The following is a 19,310-nucleotide window of genomic DNA, read 5'->3' on the forward strand; positions in this document are numbered from 1 at the left end:
CAGATAGCGGTAATGCCCAGGCGCGCGGCGACGTCGACCATGCTCCCCAACAGTATTCTGTCTTTAGCGCCAGTCACATGGTGTCTAAGTATTAGCTTATTCTGTGTCCGCCAACAACCCCTGCGCCGGGCATTCGTTACGCTCGCTCAGCGGAAAACCCTCATCCTTTTCTCATAGTAAAATTGTCATATCTCAAACAATTAGCATTCCTTCGGCCCGATTGACGCAGATCGTTTCCTTTGCCGTCTCGTTACGTCTATGGTTAATGGTGAGGTGTATTTTTTACCCCTGGATCCGCCAGGTCATATAAGAGGGTGTTTCGCCCTTCGTTGAACGGAATTAGCTATTAAATCCGTAGACTCATTCAAATATCGCTTATTGGTAGCAGTGTATATCGTAACGGCATTCACAAAAGCAAACGGAGCCTGATATGAGCACGTCTAACGACCCATCCAACAACGCATCCGCCGGAAAGTGCCCTTTCCACGCCGAGACGCCCAAGCAGAGCGCCGGCAGCGGCACCGGCAACCGCGACTGGTGGCCTAACCAGCTGCGTGTCGATCTGCTGAACCAGCACTCCAGTCGTTCCAACCCGTTGGGTGAGGATTTTAACTACAGGGAAGAGTTTAAAAAGCTCGATTACTCCGCGCTGAAGGCTGACCTCAGAGCGCTGCTGACCGATTCGCAAGAGTGGTGGCCAGCAGACTGGGGCAGCTATATCGGTCTGTTTATTCGTATGGCCTGGCACGGCGCCGGCACCTACCGCACCGTTGACGGTCGCGGCGGCGCGGGTCGTGGGCAACAGCGCTTTGCGCCGCTGAACTCCTGGCCTGACAACGTCAGCCTAGATAAGGCCCGCCGTCTGCTGTGGCCGGTGAAACAGAAATATGGCCAGAAAATCTCCTGGGCCGACCTTTACATGCTGGCGGGTAACGTGGCGCTGGAAAACGCCGGCTTCCGCACCTTCGGTTTTGGCGCCGGTCGTGAAGATGTCTGGGAACCGGATCTGGACGTTGACTGGGGCGATGAGAAAGAGTGGCTGGCCCACCGTCACCCGGAAAGCCTGGCGAAACAGGCCATCGGCGCCACCGAAATGGGGCTGATTTACGTTAACCCGGAAGGACCGAACGCCAGCGGCGAGCCGCTGTCCGCCGCCGCGGCCATTCGCGCCACCTTCGGCAATATGGCGATGGACGATGAAGAAATAGTCGCGCTGATCGCCGGCGGCCACACGCTGGGTAAAACCCATGGCGCCGCAGAAACCAGCCACGTCGGCGCCGAGCCGGAAGCCGCGCCGCTGGAAGCACAGGGCCTGGGCTGGCACTCCAGCTACGGCAGCGGCGCAGGCGCGGATGCCATTACCTCCGGTCTGGAAGTGGTCTGGACGCAGACGCCCACCCAGTGGAGCAACTATTTTTTCGAGAACCTGTTCAAATACGAATGGGTGCAGACCCGCAGCCCGGCGGGCGCTATCCAGTTCGAAGCCAAAGACGCCCCGGAAATTATCCCGGATCCGTTTAACCCGGGGAAAAAGCGCAAACCGACCATGCTGGTCACCGACCTGACCCTGCGCTTCGACCCGGAGTTTGAGAAGATCTCCCGTCGCTTCCTCAACGACCCGCAGGCTTTTAACGAGGCCTTCGCCCGGGCGTGGTTCAAGCTGACCCACCGCGATATGGGGCCGAAATCCCGTTACCTCGGGCCGGAAGTGCCAAAAGAAGATCTGATTTGGCAGGATCCGCTGCCGGCGGCCACCCATCAGCCGAGCGCGGAAGACATCGCCAGCCTGAAAACCGCCATCGCCGGCGCCGGCCTGTCGGTGAGTGAGCTGGTATCGGTAGCCTGGGCCTCCGCCTCCACTTTCCGCGGCGGCGATAAGCGCGGCGGCGCCAACGGCGCGCGTCTGGCGCTGGCCCCGCAGAAGGACTGGCCGGTCAATGCTATCGCCAGCCGGGTGCTGCCGACCCTGCAGGCGATCCAGCGAGCTTCCGGCAAAGCGTCGCTGGCCGATATCATCGTGCTGGCTGGCGTGGTCGGCGTTGAGCAGGCTGCGGCGGCGGCTGGCGTCAGCGTCAACGTGCCGTTTACCCCTGGCCGCGTCGACGCCCTGCCTGAGCAGACCGACGTCGAGTCGTTTGACCTGCTGCAGCCGCTGGCGGATGGCTTCCGCAACTACCGTCGCATCGAGGGCGGTGTGTCGACGGAAACGCTGCTGATCGATAAAGCGCAGCAGCTGACCTTAACCGCTCCGGAAATGACGGTTCTGGTGGGTGGACTGCGCGTGCTGGGCGCCAACTACGACGGCAGCAAACACGGGGTGTTTACCGACCGCGTCGGCGTGCTCAGCAATGACTTCTTCGTCAACCTGCTGGATATGGCCACCGTCTGGAAACCGGCCGATGATCGGGCGGAGCTGTTTACCGGCAGCGACCGTAAAACCGGCGAAGCGAAGTACAGCGCCACCCGCGTGGATCTGGTGTTTGGCTCCAACTCGGTCCTTCGCGCCCTGGCGGAAGTGTACGCCTGCGCCGACGGGCAGCAGAAGCTGGTGCATGACTTTGTCGCCGCCTGGACCAAGGTGATGAACCTCGACCGTTTCGACCTGTGATCCCCTCGCCCCGGCACCCGCCGGGGCTTTTTTTTATACCGCCCGCGGCAGCTGTTGCAGGCGGCTCCGCGTTCGCTGAATATCCTCCAGTTCCACCCCGGCCACCAGCGTCTCCAGGTCGCAGCGGGTCACCAGCAGCAGGCGGATCTGCTTTTCATACAACACATCAATCACGTTGATAAAGCGCTGCTGGGCCGCCGGCCCTACCGTGGCTAGCGGCGGCACCTCGTCCAGTAACCAGACGGCATAACGTTCGCTGAGCGCCAGATAGTCCATCACCGCCGTGGCGGCCTGGCAGAGCTGGGCAAAAGAGAAATGGAGCAAGGCGGGTGACGCCGCGGCCGCCTGCAGCGTGCGGTAGCCTACCTCCAGCGGGACCGGTTCGGCAGGCAGCGAGGGCAGCTCGTACAGCTGACGCTGTGATTCGCCCGGGTTAACCCATAGCCGCCCGCTGCAGAAGGCGTTATCCTGGCTCAGATGCCGTTCGCGATAATCCTCCTCGCCGTTAAGCGCGACGACCGCCAGGTGGGCGCGGATCAGCGCGATCGACGGTAAAAAGCGATCGTGATACAGCGGATTAGGCAGCAGCATCTCCGGCGGGTAGTTAGAGGTTGCCAGCAGCACGATGCCCCGTTGAAAAAGGTGTTCCAGCAGCGCCTTCATCAGCATGGCGTCGCCTGGGTCGTGAAGATGAAATTCGTCGAAACACAGCAGGCGGCAGCCGGAGGTCATCTGCATCATCACCGTCTGCAGGCCGGGCGCGCCGGGGGCATTCAGCCGCTGGTGCAGTTCGCGGAAGAAGTGATGAAAATGGACCCGACGCCGGGCGGCAAGCGGCAGGCTGGCAAAAAAGTGATCGAGAATATAGCTTTTCCCTCGCCCGGTGCGTCCCCAGACGTACAGTCCCTGCGGCGTGCCGGGCGCGGACAACAGCTGCTGGCCCAGGGCGTCCAGGCGAGCGATGAGCGACAGCTGATCGTTGTCCAGCGTCAGACGGGCACGCGCCGCCTGCTCGGCCATCACGCGGGTAAAGCGAAAATCAGCCGTCGTCATAGTCTGGCCAGATTCCGACGGCACACATCCATTATTTAACATTCTTATAACCTCCGGCAGGAGGCCATTCTAGCCGCTTTCCCACGGGTTGGCGAATCGCGCGGCCAGCGGCCGTTTCCGCTGCCCCACCGCCTGTCTCTACGCTTCTCCGACGCGCCAGTGTACCGAGGTGACGTTCTGCTGAACGCCCACTTGCGCCATAATCTGCGCCAGCGTTTTCTGATGCTGCTTATGGCTAATCAGCTCCGCGCAAATCTCCAGCTGATCCGCCGTGTCTGCTGCCGCCGACTGTAATCCCTGCAGGGTGAACCTCTGCTGCTGAGCAATATTCAGCAGCAGCTGACGCACGGCCTTTTCATGCTCGCGCAAACAGGTGACGCGTAAGATATAGCGTTTTTCTTCGTCACCGGCGCCCGGCAAGGCATGAATACGCTGCGCCGCTTCGCGGAGCAGGATATTGGCGCACAGAATAATCAGCGTCGCCGCCGTCGCGTTCCAGAACTGCCCCAGGCCGCAAAGGACACCGATACCGGCCGAGCACCACAGGGTGGCGGCGGTATTGAGGCCGCGAACGTTCATGCCATCGCGCATAATCACTCCCGCCCCCAGGAAGCCGATACCGGAGACGATCTGCGCCGCAATGCGCCCCGGGCTGTCCGGCGAGGCCGACATCGCGCTAAGAATAAACACCGCCGCGCCGGTGGCCACCAGCGCATTGGTCCGCAAACCGGCCATACGTTGCCGCCATTGTCTTTCCGCGCCGATCAGCGCTCCCAGCAGCATTGCCGCGAGTAAATGTGTCATATAAGGAAATACCATCGCGCCTTCCTCCAGATAACAGAAAGCAATAAAAATGTATTGATGTCGCGCTCAGCCGCGCCGGGCAATTAGCGGGCGGATGATGGTGGAGGAAATAAGGTAGTGGGAAACAGAAACATAACGATGCCTCTCGCGTTCGGTCGCGAATCACTACATTCAGGGAGGCAATCCGGTAATCAAAGATTGCTGCCCGCCGGTTCGGCAAGCAGCGAAAATAGTCGCGTTAACTTGCCGGAGAATAACAATAAGGATGACTGTCCAACGCATGACTCCTGTATGAAAGTGGGCACATTATAGCCCGGCGCAATAGCGGGTAAAGCGGGAAAACGCCGCCAGTGAGGATTCGTTTACTCTGTCTGGCCCTGGCCCTGGGCCTGGGCCTGGCCCTGCGCAGCGCGACAGCGCCTGGCGGAGAACATTGCCCCCCACGGTGATTTACTTCAATTCTTCCCTCAGCGTGCGGCGAAAACCAGCATGAATATCATCTTTTACCCTGCATGGCGCGATCTTGCGCTAAAGATTGCCGTTAACGCTAAAGATTAAAAATTTAAAACTATTAACAATCACTTAACATTAGCAAGCAAACCATTCTTCCTGAGGAACACAACACCATGTCTACCACCCAGGTTCTCGGCGAATCGCCCTATGCTTCGCCAGGACAACCGCACGCCAGCTTAACCGGACGCATTGACGCGCTGCCCGCCTCCTTCGGGTTATGGTCGTTTATCACCCTACTCTCCCTCGGCGGCTTCTTTGAGCTCTACGATTTGTTCCAGACCGGGTACATCAGCGCGGGCCTGCTGGCGGAGGGTATTTTCCACACCGGCGCGGCGGGGATCTTTGGCATCGCCGATCAGGCGGCCTTTGCCTCCGCCACCTTTATGGGGCTGTTTATCGGCGCGAGTCTGCTGGCGCCGCTGGCGGACAAGCTGGGGCGCCGCCTGACCTTTATGGTGGCGCTCGCCTGGTACGGCTTTTTCTCGCTGCTGATGGCGACCCAGAGCAGTGCGGAAGGGGTGATCTTCTTCCGCTTTCTGGTGGGAATCGGCCTCGGCATTGAGCTGGTGACCATTGACACCTACCTCAGCGAATGGGTACCTACCCACCTGCGCAATAAAGCCTTCGCCTTTGCCTTCTTTATTCAGTTCTTGTCGGTTCCGGCGGTAGCGCTGATGTCCTGGATATTGGTGCCAACCACCCTCTTCGGCCTCAGCGGCTGGCGCTGGGTGATCATCTTCGGTGCGCTGTTCTCGCTGGCGATCTGGTTTATCCGCAAAAAGCTGCCGGAGTCAGCCCGCTGGCTGGAAAGCAAAGGGCGGCATGATGAGGCGCATGCGGTGATGTGCGCCATGGAAGCCCGCTGCGGCCTGACGCCGTCGCCGAAGCATGCGCAGGCGGCACAGAGCGTCGTCAAACGCGGCACCTTCCGCGAAATCTGGGCGCCGCAGTATCGGCGGCGAACCCTGATGCTGATGGTGATGAATTTCTTCCAGGCGATCGGTTTCTTCGGCTTTGGCAACTGGCTGCCGGCGCTGCTTTCCGGTCAGGGGGCCAGTATCACCCACAGTCTGCTGTACGCCTTCTTTATCACCCTCGCCTATCCGCTGGGCTGCCTGTTCTGCACCCGATTCGTGCATCGCTTTGAGAACAAGTGGCAGATCGTTCTCTCCGCGCTGATGACCGTCATCTTCGGCACCCTGTTTGCGCTGCAAAACAATCCTATCCTGCTGGTGATCTGCGGGTTTATGATCACCTGGTCCAACGCCTGGCTGACCATCAGCTACCACGCCTACCAGGCCGAGGTCTTCCCGACCCATATTCGCGCCCGCGCCGTCGGCTTCTGCTACTCGTTCAGTCGTCTCTCGACCGCGGTGACCAGCATCCTGATCGGCATTATTCTGCAATATGCCGGCACGCCGGGGGTGATTAGCTTTATCGTCGTCAGTATGCTGATGGTGATGCTGTCGGTGGGGATCTTCGGCCCGAGAACCCGGGGCATTCGACTGGAGAATATCTGAGGCTGGCCTCAGCCAAAAATCCCCTGCGCCTCGGCGAAGCATTTTTCCGCCAGGGACGAGACCGGCTCCTGCTGGCGCATAATCAGCGCCAGCTGCGAATCGACCTGGCTTTCGGCGATGGGCAGGATCTCAAGATTATCGCTCAGCGCTTCGAGGCCGTTGTTAAGCGGCATAATGGCGCAGCAGATCCCCGCCTGCACCGCCTGGATAATCTGAAACGTTGAATCGCTTTCAAAGACAGACGTCGGGGTTAGCCCTTTGGCCTTAAAGCTGATTTCAATGGATTCCCGGTAGTACATTCCCTTGGTCAGAAAGCCAAGGGGCAGCGCCGCCAGCGTATCCCAGCCCGGCGTCCCGGCGCTGAAGTCGAAATGGCGTTTATCGTGCAGCAGTCCCATCCGGGTTTGCGGCAGCCGGGCGATCTTAAACAGGCGTTCATCCAGATGCTGCAGGTAACAGATCCCCAGGTCCAGCTGGTTGCGGCTAACGCCATCGATAATCTGCTCCGAGGTCATTGACAGCAGGCTGAACTGCAGCGCCGGGTACTTCTCCGCGAGGGGTTTAATCAGCTGCATCGGGTTGAGGCTCGCCAGTGGCACCATACCAACCCGCAGCTGGCCGACCATCTGCCCGCGACAGATGGCCGCCTCCGCCGCCAGGCCGTCATGGGCGGCAAGCACCGCTCGCGCCCAGGCGAGAATCCGCTCCCCCTCCGGGGTAAAACCTTCAAAGCGCTGCCCGCGCTGGATAAGGGTCAGGTTCAGCTCCTCTTCCAGATTACGAATGCGCATGGAGAGGGTCGGCTGGGTAATATGGCAGGCTGCCGCCGCCTGGCCAAAATGGCGCGTCTGATCGAGCGCGATCAAATACTTGAGTTGCTTAATATCCATTCTCTTTCCCGTTTGAACCCCGCCGTTCACCCCCGGGGCCGCGCACAGGTTACCAGAATGTTAGTTTCATCACCGATAAATTCAAGCGAGGACAGGAGGGGCGACGGGGCGCAGGACGGCGCAACGCCGCCCAACGCCCTGCTTCTTTAACGCACGCCAGCCAGCGGGCGGATCTCTTTCGAGCGCAGCGTCAGGCGGACAGGAACTGACTTATAGGAGGGCGTACCGCTCTCTTCATCCAGATAGTTCAAGGGCACCAGCACGTTGGCTTCCGGATAATAGGCGCCGACGGTGCCGGGCGCGATGCCGTAGGCCACCACGGTGATATCTCTGAGCGTCAATGCGCTGCCCGGCAGCGCGGTGTGGATATCCACCCGATCGCCATGCTCCAGGCCCTGGGCGGCCATATCCTGCTCGTTCATAAACAGCACGTCGCGACGGCCAAAAACGCCGCGGTAACGGTCATCCATAGCGTAGATGGTGGTGTTGTACTGGTCGTGGCTGCGCAGGGTCACTAAGCGCATCACATCCTCGCCCTCCACCACCACGTTCTCATGCACGCCTTTGAAAACCGAGAACATGGCTTTGCCGGTGGCGGTAGGCCAGATGCGCTCGGTCGGCGGCAGCGGCATGCGAAAGCCCCCTGGGTGACGAATGCGCTGGTTGTAATCCTCGAACCCCGGAATGGTCTGTTCGATCAGATCGCGAATGCGGTCGTAATCTTCCACCAGATACAGCCAGTCGACTTTGCTGGCCGGCAGTGTGGCCTTCGCCAGACCGGCGACAATCGCCGGCTCCGAGCGCAGCGTCGGCGAGGCGGGCTTAAGCTTGCCTGAGGAGGCATGTACCATCGACATCGAATCCTCGACGGTGATCGACTGTCGGCCGCTGGCCTGCAGGTCAAGCTCGGTGCGGCCCAGACACGGCAGAATAAAGGCCTCTTTCGCCGTCAGCAGGTGCGAGCGGTTGAGCTTGGTGCCGACGTGAACGCTGAGCTCAAGGTTGCGCATCGCCGGGAAAGCGCGTTCGTGATCCGGCATCGCCACGGCGAAGTTGCCCCCGAGGCAGATCAGGGCTTTGGCGTCGCCAGCGATCATGGCCTCCAGCGCCTTCACCGCATCGTGACCATGATGCCGCGGCGGCACGATCCCCATCACCCGCTGCAGGCTGTCGAGGAAGGCCGCAGTGGGTTTTTCGCTGATCCCGACGGTGCGGTTTCCCTGCACGTTTGAATGGCCGCGTAATGGGCAGATCCCGGCTCCTGGCTTGCCGATATTGCCGCGCATCAGCAGCAGGTCGGCAATCAGCCGGACGTTGGAGGTGCCTTTATTATGCTGGGTGATGCCCATGCCGTAGGTGACGATGGTGGCCGTGGATTTGGCGTAGGCCACGGCGACCTGGGTTAGCGACTCGCGCGTCAGACCGGACTCCTGCTCAATATCCTGCCAGCGGGTGGCGTGCAGATCCTCGGCGAAGGCGGCGAACCCCTGGGTATGTTGCGCAATAAACGCGTGGTCGAGCACCTGGCCCTGCTCCTCCTCCAGCTGCAGCAGCGCTTTGGCGATCCCTTTCAGCGCCGCCGCGTCGCCGCCGGCCCGTACCTGGTAGTAGGTCGACGCGATCGGCGTCGAGCGATATGTCGCCATCTCCATCACGTTCTGCGGGTCGGCAAAACGCTCCAGCGCCCGCTCACGCAATGGGTTAAAAACGATAATCGGCACACCCCGGCGGGAAAGCTCATGCAGAGTGCCCATCATCCGCGGATGGTTGGTGCCCGGATTATGGCCGATGGAGATCACCAGCTCGGTCTGGTCAAAATCGTCGAGGGAGACGGTGCCTTTGCCAATGCCGATCGACTGCGGCAGGCCCACGCTGGTGGATTCATGGCACATGTTAGAGCAGTCGGGAAAGTTATTGGTGCCGTACTCGCGGGCAAACAGCTGAAACAGCCACGCCGCTTCATTGGAGGCCCGTCCGGAGGTGTAGAATTCAACTTCATCTGGCTGCAGGCCGCGAAGGATCTCGCCGATACGGGCGAAGGCCGCCTCCCACGCCACCGGTCGCAGGGTATCGCTGGCGCGGTCGTAGACCAAAGGATGGGTTAAGCGGCCATAGCCCTCCAGTTCAAAATCGCTTTTCGCCAGCAGGGAGGTCACGGTGTTAGCCGCGAGGAACGCTGGCGTCACCCGTTTGGTGGTCGCCTCCCAGGTAACGGCTTTGGCGCCATTTTCGCAAAACTGAAAAGTGGATTTATGCTCTTTATCCGGCCAGGCGCAGCCCGGGCAGTCAAACCCATCCGGCTGGTTAGTTCGCAGCAGCGTGGCGGGCGCCTCGAAGGCATCCATCTGGGTACGCACGGCAATGGCCGTGGCCTTCAGCGCGCCCCATCCGCCTGCCGGACCGTCATAGGGGTGAACACCGGGAACCGCGCGTCTTTTATTGGTCATCTTTTTACTCCTGCTGCTCTGTTCTGGCCGCCGCCGGCCGAAAAAAAGCGTGCGACGACTCCGGCGACGAGGCGTGGTGTGCGCGGCGTCACCTGATAAGAATGCTGTTTCTCAAGGATAGTACGATGGGAAAGCGTAGGTACTGCGTTTGTTAACCGAATAATAACATACGCCACAAATCTGTATAATTGATGTTATCTATCGGGTGTTAAATTTAACTTATTTGCAAATTTTGCTTTTATCGCCGCCCTCTGCGCGGCGGGTCACGCGGGGACGGGAAAGTGATGACCGGGCAGCGGAAACTGCCCGGCGCGCAGGGGTTCAGGTCAGGTTGAAGTAACGGTCCGGACGCAGCGTCTCCGGCAGCGGATGTTGACCGGTCATGTCGAGCAGATTGCGCTCAATGGTGTTGCACATCGCGTTCAGCGGCAGGTCGTTGGCGGCGGTGCCGAAAGGATCCTCCAGCTCTTCCGCCAGCGAATCCCAGGATAAAAAGGTGTAGGAGATAAAGACCGAGACAAACGGCGTCATGTAGTGCAGATCCCCGACCAGGGCGAACGGCAGCAGCGTGCAGAACAGGTACACGGTGCGCTGTAGGATCAGGGTATAGGCGAACGGCACCGGGGTGGTGGCCAGCCTTTCGCAGCCGCCCAGCACGTGCGCCAGCTCATCGAGCTTATTGTCCATCAGCCCGTAGGTGATGTCGCTCAGCTTGCCCGCCTCGCGCAGCTGGCCAATTTCGTTACCGGCCAGCAGCAGGATCCGGTTGGTGGGCATCGAACTGGCGAGGATCTCCGTCACCCTCTCCTCGGGCAGCAGCCGCTGCAGGTCAGCCGTCGGATCGGTTTTGCGCAGCTGGTGCTTCAGGCTCCAGCTGAAGGCCACGAGATAGCTGACGATGCGCTGATGGGCGTCGTGTTCCGCCGGCAGGATATTGCGCAGCTGGCGCACCAGGGTACGTTCGGCGATAAGCACCGTCCCCCACAGATTGCGCGCCTCGACGAAGCGGCTATAGCTGGCGCTGTTGCGAAAGCCGAGGAAAATCGCTATCGCGATGCCCAGCAGACTGAACGGCGCCACCGTTAAGTGGATCCCCAGCTGCGCGTACCATTGATAGCTGATAATGGCGATGATGGACATCAGCACATTAAGCAGCAGACGAAAGATGATTTTTGACAGCACGGAGCCGTGCCAGTCAAATAGGCGAAGAAACCAGTGTTGTTCTGGCCGAATGATCATTGTCTGACTTCCTGAATTACCGCTCTGGTCATTATCTCGAAATAAAGAATAGAGATTATCTATGAACCGATTGGTTTATTTTATCGTTAACTGCAACGGGCAGATCTGCGCCATTATTTAGCGATGGTAATGGCCGGCTCAGTATGAGCCTTATTTATCGTTCAGGCAATCAATGCGCGGGCGGAAGGCGCGAGGAATAATGGCTCAGGGATAAAATAACCGCTGAGCCAGTCTATTTCTGCTTATGACGTCAGGCAGTTTGCCTCCTCCGGCGAACTGGCAACCGCCGCGCAGGGATCCAGATGCACCATCACATTAAGCACCGGATGCTGCGCCATGACCCGCTCCCGCGCCTGCCGGGCAATCTGATGCCCTTCAGCGACCGACAGCTCTCCGGCTACCTCGAGATGGACATCCACCAGCACCAGATCCCCCGCCTTACGGGTTTTCAAATCGTGCAGACCCGCCACGCCCGGCGTGGCCCGCAGCGTGCCGGCGATTGCCCGCTGCGTCTCTTCATCGACAGCGCGGTCCATTAAATCGTGCAGCGCGGTGGCGGCGAAACGATAGCCCATCCGCGTAATCACCAGCCCTACCGCCAGCGCGGCGAGCGGGTCGAACCAGGCGAACCCGGCCAGATTACCGATAATCCCCAGCGCCACCACCAGGGATGACGCGGCGTCTGAGCGGGCATGCCAGGCGTTGGCGATGAGCAGCGAGGAGTTCAGCCGCCTGGCGGCCGCCAGCATATAGCGAAACAGCCCCTCTTTGACCACCAGCGCCGTCAGCGCCATCCACAGCGCCACGCTGTGCACCGGCGGAATCGTCTGCGGTTGCGCGAGATGACCCGCGGCAGACCACAGCATACCGACCCCGACCAGCACCAGGATCGCGCCGAGGACCAGAGAGGCGCCGTTCTCATAACGCCAGTGGCCATAATGGTGATCGTGGTCAGACGGTCGGCGACTCTTTTTATTCGCCACCAGCACGACGCCATCGGCGAGCAGATCGGAAAAAGAGTGCATGCCATCGGCAATTAACCCCTGGGAACCAGAATATATTCCCACCGCAATCTGCAACGCGGAGAGAAAAATATTGACCACCACGCTAACCAGGGTACTCCTTCGCGCCTGCTCAGAACGCTGATGATATTTATTATCATTTTCAAAATTATGTTGTGCCATTATTTCTCTCCCTCAGTGAGCGGGAAGAATAAACTGACAAGCTGAGTTTATGCTTAACAATATAAAAGCCATTGCCTTGCTGTTTAACGAAATCGCTGCGGTCGTTAATTACTGTATTCTGAAAGTGTGGCCCCGGAGGTACAACCGCGCGCGGATGGACTATCTTTTCACTGGCGACCAACAGGTCGGGCCACCTTCTCTTAGCCACCACAGGAGTCAGCGATGTCAGCAATCACACCATCCCGGCTGCGTTTTGCCATTAATCTGGGCAATGCGGTACTGGCCCATCCTGGAGAAAACGGCGAGCCGACAGGCATTACCCCCGAGCTCAGCCATCGACTGGCGCAGCGCTGGGGCGTCGTCGCCGAGTTCGTCACCTATCCTGCCGCCGGTAAAGTGGTGGCCGACGCCGGCGGCGAACGCTGGGATATCGCCTTTCTGGCCATCGACCCGGCGAGGGAGGCGACCCTGCGCTTTACTTCTCCCTATATCACCATTCAGGGGACCGCGCTGGTGAGAGCCGGTTCGCCCTGCCAGAGCGTGGCCGATATGGATCGCCCGGCAACCACGATTAACGTCGGGCAAAACGCCGCCTACGATCTGTGGCTCACCCGCCATCTGCAGCACGCCAGCCTGAATCGTCTCCCCTCCTCGCAGGAGGCCATCGACGCCTTCCTCGCCGGTGAAGGGGATATGGTCGCTGGCATCCGTCAGCCGCTGGAGGCGACAGCGCGCCGCCATCCGGGGGTGCGGGTCTTAGCGGATAATTTTACCGAGATCCAGCAGGCCATCTGCGTCGCCCGGGATGATGTGGTCCGCTTTAGCGCGGTGAATGACGCGTTGGACGAATGGCGGGCGGACGGTAGCCTGGAGGCGCTGATTGCCCGGCACCTGGGCAAGGCGGGCTGAATCACGCCTCCGCCATCCGGCGCATGGCGCAATGCCAGGCGCCGTTACGTACCGAGGCGCGCAGCACGCGGGCGATGGCCAGTACCATCAGACGCGTCGTGCGCCGCTGCAGCGGCGTCAGCGACAGTCCCAGCATCTCCTGCGCCCATGGCGGCAGAAGATCGATCCCGGCCCGCATCATCACCTGGCCAACCGGCTGACTCAGGCGACCCGGCAGACGGGTGGTGAGCAGCACCTCGGCTACCTCCCGGGTACGTTCGTCACAGCGCAGCTGCGGCCGCATCGCCTCAAGATAGTCCGCGACCTCATTCGGCGTCTGGGGAATATCTTTGGCTCCCAGCCGACGAGCGATCTCCGCCGACTCGCGAAAATAGTCCTCCTGGCGCTGGACGCTGACCACCGTCCGCTTGTAGCGCAGGTGGGAGGCCATAAAGCGGCTGCACTCAGCGACATGCACCCAGGTCAACAGCGCCGGGTCGCTTGCCTGATACGGCGTGCCGTCCTTGTCCACCCCGGCGATCCGCTGATGGATCCCCTGCACTTTGGCGATCAACCGCTCGGCGTCGGGGGTGGCGGCGAAGGTGGTAGCGGAGATAAACTGACTGGTGCGACGCAGGCGGCCAAAGATATCCTCGCGGAAACGGGAGTGGTCCCAGACGCTGGCCAGCGCCAGGGGGTGCAGCATCTGCAGCAACAGCGCGCTAATGCCGCCGCACAGCATTGAGGTAAAATCGCCATGCACCTGCCAGATGGCTGATTGCGGACCAAAAAGCCCCGGCTCCCCTTTGGGCTGTTCAAAATCAATCTCTTTTAGCGCCATGCCGGTCAGGCCGAGCACCTGCGCCTCGATCATTCCGCGAATGCCGATCATGCTGGAGTCCCTTACGTTTACCAAAGGACCAAAGATACCACTATTGCGCAGCGGAGGCAGTGACAGGGAGAGAGATCGCGGGAACGGTGCCCGCAGAGTGCGGGCACAACAGCTTATGGATTTAGCTGGTAGTCAAGGGTGATATTGGCTTTCAGCACCTGTGATACCGGGCAGCCGGCCTTCGCTTTCTGGATGATCTCATCGAACGCCGCCGGCGCAACGCCGGGCAGGACAATCTGGCTTTGCAACGCGATGTCGGTTATTGCAAACCCACCGTCGGTTTTATTAAGGGTGACCACTGCGGTGGTGTCGATGGACGTCGCGGTATAGCCCTCTTCGCTGAGCATCAACGATAGGGCCATCGAGAAGCAGGCGGCATGTGCGGCGCCGATCAGCTCTTCGGGATTGGTGCCTTTCACCCCTTCAAAACGGGTATTAAAGCCGTAGGGCTGCTGGCTCAGCGCCCCGCTCTCCGTCGACACGGTGCCTTTGCCATGCTTGAGATCGCCTTCCCAGTGCGCCAGCCCTTTCTTATGAATCGCCATATGACTCCTCCTGTGATGATGTCGAACAAAAAGTATAGTGCCTGATGCTGAACCTGCTTCTATTCTGCGGCCCGCCGCATCAGCGTTCCCAAAAAGTTCCCGTTGCGGATGACGCTAACGGCCATCGTGAGGATGGTAAGGATCGGTTTTGTCATCCTCGCTGTCGTCCCGTTTACGCGGCACTTCGCCATGTTCGTCAGGCGCCTCGCGCGCAGGGTGCTTCCCGCGCTCCTCGTCATGCGGGTGGGATGTTGTGCTCATACCGGTAAGCTCCCCTTACTTAGGCGACTGTTTGAGCAGGCGATCGATACGTACTACCGGCGGCGTCATTTTGCGATCAAGGCTGCCGTTAATACTGACCAGATCGTCAGGCTCTACGTGCTGTTCATTAAACGCGGCAACCGGAATAATGGCGGTGATGGTGCCGCTTTTATCGCGAAACTGATAACGGTCATCCCCCTGTCGGGTGAGCAGATTGCCGCGCAGGGAAACCGTGGCGCCGTCGTGCATGGTTTTCGCCTGCTCAACGGTCATGATCCGCCCCTCCTCGACGCCGCGATAGCCGTCATCGAGTTTGTGCGGCGGCGGCGGCGCGGCATCCTGGCTAAAACCGCCTTTATCGTCCGCCTGCGCGACCGCGGCGGCAAACAAACAGGCCATGGCCAAGGCTAATTTTTTCATCATGCCTCCTTGTTTTTGCTGATGAACAGATTAAAGCCTGGCTGAGGCTGGCCATTTTTACAAAGTCAATTGTTCTGATATCGTCTAATATAAGAATGTCCTTATCGTTACGCTGATGGCGAAACGAAACGCGGGGAAATAATAATGACTGAGAATCAACAACCTTGTCACATCGTCGACGAGAATGAACAGGCCCTCCGCTTTGAATATCGCTTCAGGCGCTATGGGATAATTGTTCTCAGCCTCATCATTCTTACCGCATTAAGCGGCCTGTGGTCCTCCGGATATTTCAGTGAGGCGCACCGGGAAAGCCCTGAAGGTGAATTACGCGTCGATTACCAGCGTTATGCCAGACTGATGAGTGAAACCGAACTGAATATTCAAATCAAACCCACGCAGGAAAATGATACGACGATCAGTTTCGCCGCCACGTTATTAACCCGCTACCAGGTTGGCGATATCCGCCCGCAGCCGGATAAGATGTACAGTGCCGACGGGAAATTACATCTGGTGTATCAGCGGACAACCAGCCGCTCGCCGCAATCGGTATGGTTATCTATTACCCCCAAAACGATAGGCAATATTTCCCTGCAGGCGGCAGTCAACGATCGCCCTGCCGTCAGCTGGCAACAGTTTGTCTATCCGTAGGAGTCGCGATGGAAATGGTCCTCAGAGCCGCAGCAATCTATCTGATCCTGCTGATTATTTTCAAGATTGCCGGCAGACGAACCCTGATGCAGTTAACCAATTTTGACCTGATACTGCTGCTGATTATCAGTGAAGCGACCCAGCAGCCGATGCTCAGCACAGACTATTCCGTTACCGGTTCGATGCTGACTATCGTCACCCTGGTCAGTATTGATATTTTATGCGGCTATATTAAGAAAAAATTTGCCCAGGCGGAAAATTTTCTGGATGGCACGCCGGTTATCGTAGTGGAAAATGGTGCTGTCATCGATGAGAAAATGAAGCTCGTCAATATTTCTGTCGATGATATCCTGCTGGCGGCCAGGCAGCACCATGGGATTTATGAACTGAAAGCGATAAAATTCGCTATTCTCGAACGTAACGGCCAGATATCCATTATTCCGGAACAGGAATAACACCGGCTTAGCTATTTATCGCGCTCCGGTTGTTTATCCCCCGATTCCGGGGCGCGGGTGGCGTCGTCCTCTTCTTTTTCAACGCTACGCGTGTTTACTGTCAACATTTTTCCTCCTCGCGGGTTGTCAAGTATCTTACAGATTATAGAACCTTAACGCCTGCTTATGCAGAAACAGGCCAGAGTCATCAGGATATGTCGCCTGATTCACACTGCGCTTATTCCAGGATATTTCCCACCTCACCGTCGTTATTTATGCTTAATAATGATTCGATCCGTGCAGCTTAAATTTACGATAGCGAAACAATTAATGAGGTCACTATGTCCGTGATGGTTATTACCGGCGGAACCGCCGGGGCAGGAAAAGCCACCGCGCTGCGTTTCGCCCGCGCAGGGTATCACGTGGCGCTGATCGCCCGCGATGAAACGGGTCTGCAGGAGACGCAGCAGGCTTGTGAACGTTTCGGCGTCAAAACGCTGGCGATTAGCGCCGATGTCGCCGATGCCGGGGCCGTGCAGCGCGCCGCCGCCGAGGTGGAAGCCACCCTCGGCGCCATAGACGTCTGGATCAATAACGCCATGACCACCGTGCTGGCGCCCTTTCGGCAGATGAGCGACGACGAATTTCGCCGGGTGACGGAGGTGACCTATCTCGGCTATGTCAACGGCACCCGCGCGGCGCTCAAGGTCATGACGCCCCGGGATCGGGGGGTGATTATTCAGGCTGGATCGGCGCTGGCCTGGCGCTCGATCCCCCTGCAGTCGGCCTATTGCGGCGCGAAAGCGGCGATCCGCGGCTTCACCGATGCCGTGCGCACCGAGCTAATGCATGAGAAAAGCCACATCCAGTTGACCATGGTCCAGCTGCCGGGGATGAACACTGCTCAGTTTGGCTGGGCGCGCAACAAAATGGAGCAGGCCATGCAGCCGGTACCGCCGGTCTATCAGCCGGAGGTCGCCGCTGAGGCCATCTACAGCGTGATCCAGCGGCCGGTGAACGAGCTGTGGGTGGGGAAAAGCACCATCCAGTCGATCCTCGGCCAGATCTTCTTCCCTCGTCTGCTCGATCGGCTGATGGTGAAAAAAGCGTGGGAGGGACAGTTTACCGGCCAGCCGAAGCCGGCAGAACATCAGGACGACCTGTTCACGCCAGTGCGCGGCAATCATCCCGGACACGGCCCCTTTAACGATGGCGCGCGGCGTAAAGCGGTGACCATCAGCGCCGATCTTCCGGGTAAAGTGGCTGCCGGCGTCGGTGTGGCGGTGGCGACGATGGCCCTGCGGGCGTTCTTCCGCCGACCAGGAAGACGGCGCTAAAGCAGGCTGCGGCTGAACCAGCGGTAACCATAGCCGGAGAGCGCCAGCCGCGCCTTTTCCCCGCCGTATAGCCCGTCCTGGTAGAACTTATCTTCCAGGATCGGGCTCCAGTAACCCTCGGCCAGCGGCGGGAGCTGGACCTCCACCGCCTGCTGGCTGCAGTTCGCCAGCATCAGCACCTCCCGCGATTCGCTGCGATAGCACAAGCCCAGCACCGCGGCTGGCTTCACCGTAATAAGGGTAAAAGGGATGGATCCCGGTTCAGTATATTCCGTGCGCACCAGCACCATATTGCGTACCCGATGCAGTAGTGACCGGGGGTGGCGCAACGCCGCTTCGACATTGATCCGCTGGTAGCGAAACCGTCCACTGGCCACCGGTTTCACCGGCAAATCATCCGGCGCCGCCCGGGAAAAGCCGCCGTTGGGCGCGCCCGACCACTGCATCGGCGTTCGGACCGCGTAGCGCTCCGGTAAGCGCAGATCGTCGCCCATACCAATCTCGTCGCCATAGCGCATCACCGGCACGCCAGGCAGCGCGAGCAGGATGGCATGGGCCAGCGCGATGCGTCGGGTATCGCCATCCAGCATCGGCGCCAGCCGCCGGCGCACGCCACGCTGGTAAACCGACATCGATTTATCAGGGGCAAAGGTGCGGATAACCTGGCGTTTGTTGCGTTCGCCAATCCCCTCAAGATCCAGTTCATCATGGTTACGCAGCCAGTTGACGAAGCAGCATCCGTCCGGCGGGGCCACCATTGCCTGCAACGCCTTCACTACCGGGGTGGCGCGCTGCTGCGCCAGGCTGACATAGAGATATTTATTAAGCCAAAAATTGAGCACCATCTGCAGCCGATCGTCGCGGCCGAAATAATGGCGATAATCTTCCACTTCCACGTCCACTTCACCCAACAGTATCGCGTCGGGATTGAGGCGCTGCACGACCTGCCGGAGATGCGTCAACAGCGGGTAGCCCCGCGCCTCGTCGCCCTTCCCGGCCTGCTTCACCAGATGTGACGCCGCATCGAGGCGAAATCCTGACACCCCGGCCTGCAGCCAGAAGGTGATGATGTTTTCAATTTCAGCGATCACCGGCGGATGAGCGAGATTCAGGTCGGGCTCATGGCGATAAAACATGTGGCGATAGTATTGTCCGGCCTGGTCGTCCCAGCTCCAGACGCTCTCCTCGACGCCGGGAAACATGGGAGGATCGTCGTTCTCCGGCGGCCGATCGGCCCAAAGATAGTATGGCCGCCACGGCGACCGGGGATCGCGTCGCGCCGCCTGAAACCACGGGTGCTGGGCAGAAGTGTGCTGGATAACCAGCTCAACAATCACCCGCAGCCCCAGCTCCCGGGCGCGGGCAATCAGCTCAATCACGTCGGCGATGGTCCCGAAACGGGGATCGGGCTGCAAATGGTCGCTGATATCATAGCCATCATCCTGCAGTGGGGTGAGATAGAAAGGGGTCAGCCAGAGCACCGTCGCCCCCAGGCTACGAATGTAGTGCAGCTTTTGGCGTATACCGGCAAGATCGCCAAACCCATCGCCGTTGGCGTCGTAAAACAGAGCACTGTCAACCTGATAGATGACCGCTCTGTGAAACCACTCTTCCTGTTGCATCACTA

At 59.5% G+C, this 19,310-nt stretch carries 17 protein-coding genes and 1 riboswitch; of the genes, 6 read left to right on the forward strand and 11 right to left on the reverse strand.

Annotated features, from left to right (window positions below):
• Nucleotides 1-7: 7 nt before the first annotated feature.
• Nucleotides 8-87, reverse strand: a riboswitch (ZMP/ZTP riboswitch).
• Nucleotides 88-430: 343 nt separating this feature from the next.
• Nucleotides 431-2,608 (forward strand): catalase/peroxidase HPI, encoded by a 2,178-nt coding sequence (katG, locus tag MKS11_RS05400; RefSeq protein ID WP_004202604.1) that lies wholly within the window; start codon nucleotides 431-433, stop codon nucleotides 2,606-2,608.
• Between the two features lie 33 nt (nucleotides 2,609-2,641).
• Here katG and zapE read toward each other — a convergent pair whose 3' ends face one another.
• Together zapE and MKS11_RS05410 are read right to left on the reverse strand one after the other, a co-directional pair.
• A complete protein-coding gene (gene zapE / locus MKS11_RS05405) occupies nucleotides 2,642-3,703 on the reverse strand; it encodes a cell division protein ZapE (protein ID WP_032456111.1) in 1,062 nt (353 codons plus the stop codon).
• Between the two features lie 96 nt (nucleotides 3,704-3,799).
• Nucleotides 3,800-4,480 carry an MgtC family protein gene (locus MKS11_RS05410; protein ID WP_004202612.1) on the reverse strand — a complete coding sequence of 227 codons (681 nt, stop codon included), beginning with the start codon at nucleotides 4,478-4,480 and terminating at the stop codon, nucleotides 3,800-3,802.
• Between the two features lie 611 nt (nucleotides 4,481-5,091).
• Here MKS11_RS05410 and MKS11_RS05415 point away from each other — a divergent pair.
• Complete coding sequence (locus MKS11_RS05415; protein ID WP_064183355.1) at nucleotides 5,092-6,498, forward strand: MFS transporter; 1,407 nt, start codon at nucleotides 5,092-5,094, stop codon at nucleotides 6,496-6,498.
• Nucleotides 6,499-6,506: 8 nt separating this feature from the next.
• Here the strand turns inward: MKS11_RS05415 and MKS11_RS05420 are convergent, their stop codons facing one another.
• The 4 genes from MKS11_RS05420 to MKS11_RS05435 form a co-directional block, all read right to left on the reverse strand.
• On the reverse strand, nucleotides 6,507-7,388 hold the full coding sequence (locus MKS11_RS05420; protein ID WP_023318340.1) for a LysR family transcriptional regulator: 882 nt from the start codon (nucleotides 7,386-7,388) through the stop codon (nucleotides 6,507-6,509).
• Between the two features lie 146 nt (nucleotides 7,389-7,534).
• The gene (locus MKS11_RS05425) at nucleotides 7,535-9,835 is read right to left on the reverse strand and encodes an FdhF/YdeP family oxidoreductase (protein WP_087771017.1); all 2,301 of its coding nucleotides are present in this window, start codon (nucleotides 9,833-9,835) and stop codon (nucleotides 7,535-7,537) included.
• Between the two features lie 321 nt (nucleotides 9,836-10,156).
• Nucleotides 10,157-11,074, reverse strand: a complete 918-nt coding sequence (locus MKS11_RS05430; protein WP_017900541.1) for a bestrophin family protein — start codon at nucleotides 11,072-11,074, stop codon at nucleotides 10,157-10,159.
• Nucleotides 11,075-11,316: 242 nt separating this feature from the next.
• Entirely contained in the window at nucleotides 11,317-12,258 is a 942-nt protein-coding gene (locus MKS11_RS05435) for a cation diffusion facilitator family transporter (protein WP_017900540.1), read from the reverse strand.
• A 222-nt stretch (nucleotides 12,259-12,480) separates the two neighbouring features.
• On the opposite strand from MKS11_RS05435, the gene MKS11_RS05440 reads away from it, so the two are divergent.
• Nucleotides 12,481-13,167, forward strand: a complete 687-nt coding sequence (locus MKS11_RS05440) for an ABC transporter substrate-binding protein (RefSeq protein ID WP_017900539.1) — start codon at nucleotides 12,481-12,483, stop codon at nucleotides 13,165-13,167.
• A 1-nt stretch (nucleotide 13,168) separates the two neighbouring features.
• Here MKS11_RS05440 and MKS11_RS05445 read toward each other — a convergent pair whose 3' ends face one another.
• The 4 genes from MKS11_RS05445 to MKS11_RS05460 form a co-directional block, all read right to left on the reverse strand.
• Complete coding sequence (locus MKS11_RS05445) at nucleotides 13,169-14,038, reverse strand: oxygenase MpaB family protein (RefSeq protein WP_284109436.1); 870 nt, start codon at nucleotides 14,036-14,038, stop codon at nucleotides 13,169-13,171.
• A gap of 113 nt (nucleotides 14,039-14,151) precedes the next feature.
• Nucleotides 14,152-14,583: an OsmC family protein gene (locus tag MKS11_RS05450; RefSeq protein ID WP_004202630.1), complete on the reverse strand. Its 432-nt coding sequence runs from the start codon at nucleotides 14,581-14,583 to the stop codon at nucleotides 14,152-14,154.
• Nucleotides 14,584-14,697: 114 nt separating this feature from the next.
• Nucleotides 14,698-14,844: a hypothetical protein gene (locus tag MKS11_RS05455; protein ID WP_017900537.1), complete on the reverse strand. Its 147-nt coding sequence runs from the start codon at nucleotides 14,842-14,844 to the stop codon at nucleotides 14,698-14,700.
• A gap of 15 nt (nucleotides 14,845-14,859) precedes the next feature.
• Entirely contained in the window at nucleotides 14,860-15,264 is a 405-nt protein-coding gene (locus MKS11_RS05460) for a YdeI family stress tolerance OB fold protein (RefSeq protein WP_004202632.1), read from the reverse strand.
• 144 nt (nucleotides 15,265-15,408) lie between these two features.
• Between MKS11_RS05460 and MKS11_RS05465 the strand changes: the two genes are divergently transcribed.
• The 3 genes from MKS11_RS05465 (at nucleotide 15,409) to MKS11_RS05475 (ending at nucleotide 17,683) form a co-directional block, all read left to right on the forward strand.
• Nucleotides 15,409-15,912 (forward strand): hypothetical protein, encoded by a 504-nt coding sequence (locus MKS11_RS05465; RefSeq protein ID WP_004202633.1) that lies wholly within the window; start codon nucleotides 15,409-15,411, stop codon nucleotides 15,910-15,912.
• Nucleotides 15,913-15,920: 8 nt separating this feature from the next.
• Nucleotides 15,921-16,367 carry a DUF421 domain-containing protein gene (locus MKS11_RS05470; RefSeq protein ID WP_284109437.1) on the forward strand — a complete coding sequence of 149 codons (447 nt, stop codon included), beginning with the start codon at nucleotides 15,921-15,923 and terminating at the stop codon, nucleotides 16,365-16,367.
• A gap of 320 nt (nucleotides 16,368-16,687) precedes the next feature.
• Nucleotides 16,688-17,683, forward strand: coding sequence for an SDR family oxidoreductase (locus MKS11_RS05475; RefSeq protein WP_087771015.1), 996 nt, complete (start codon nucleotides 16,688-16,690; stop codon nucleotides 17,681-17,683).
• Here MKS11_RS05475 and MKS11_RS05480 read toward each other — a convergent pair.
• A complete protein-coding gene (locus MKS11_RS05480; RefSeq protein ID WP_087771014.1) occupies nucleotides 17,680-19,305 on the reverse strand; it encodes an alpha-amylase family protein in 1,626 nt (541 codons plus the stop codon). The two genes, MKS11_RS05475 and MKS11_RS05480, sit on opposite strands and share 4 nt — an antisense overlap.
• Between the last annotated feature and the right edge of the window lie 5 nt (nucleotides 19,306-19,310).

The sequence above is a fragment of the Klebsiella sp. K5-45 genome (assembly GCF_030128605.1).
In the GTDB taxonomy this organism is placed as follows: Bacteria; Pseudomonadota; Gammaproteobacteria; order Enterobacterales; family Enterobacteriaceae; genus Klebsiella; species Klebsiella quasipneumoniae.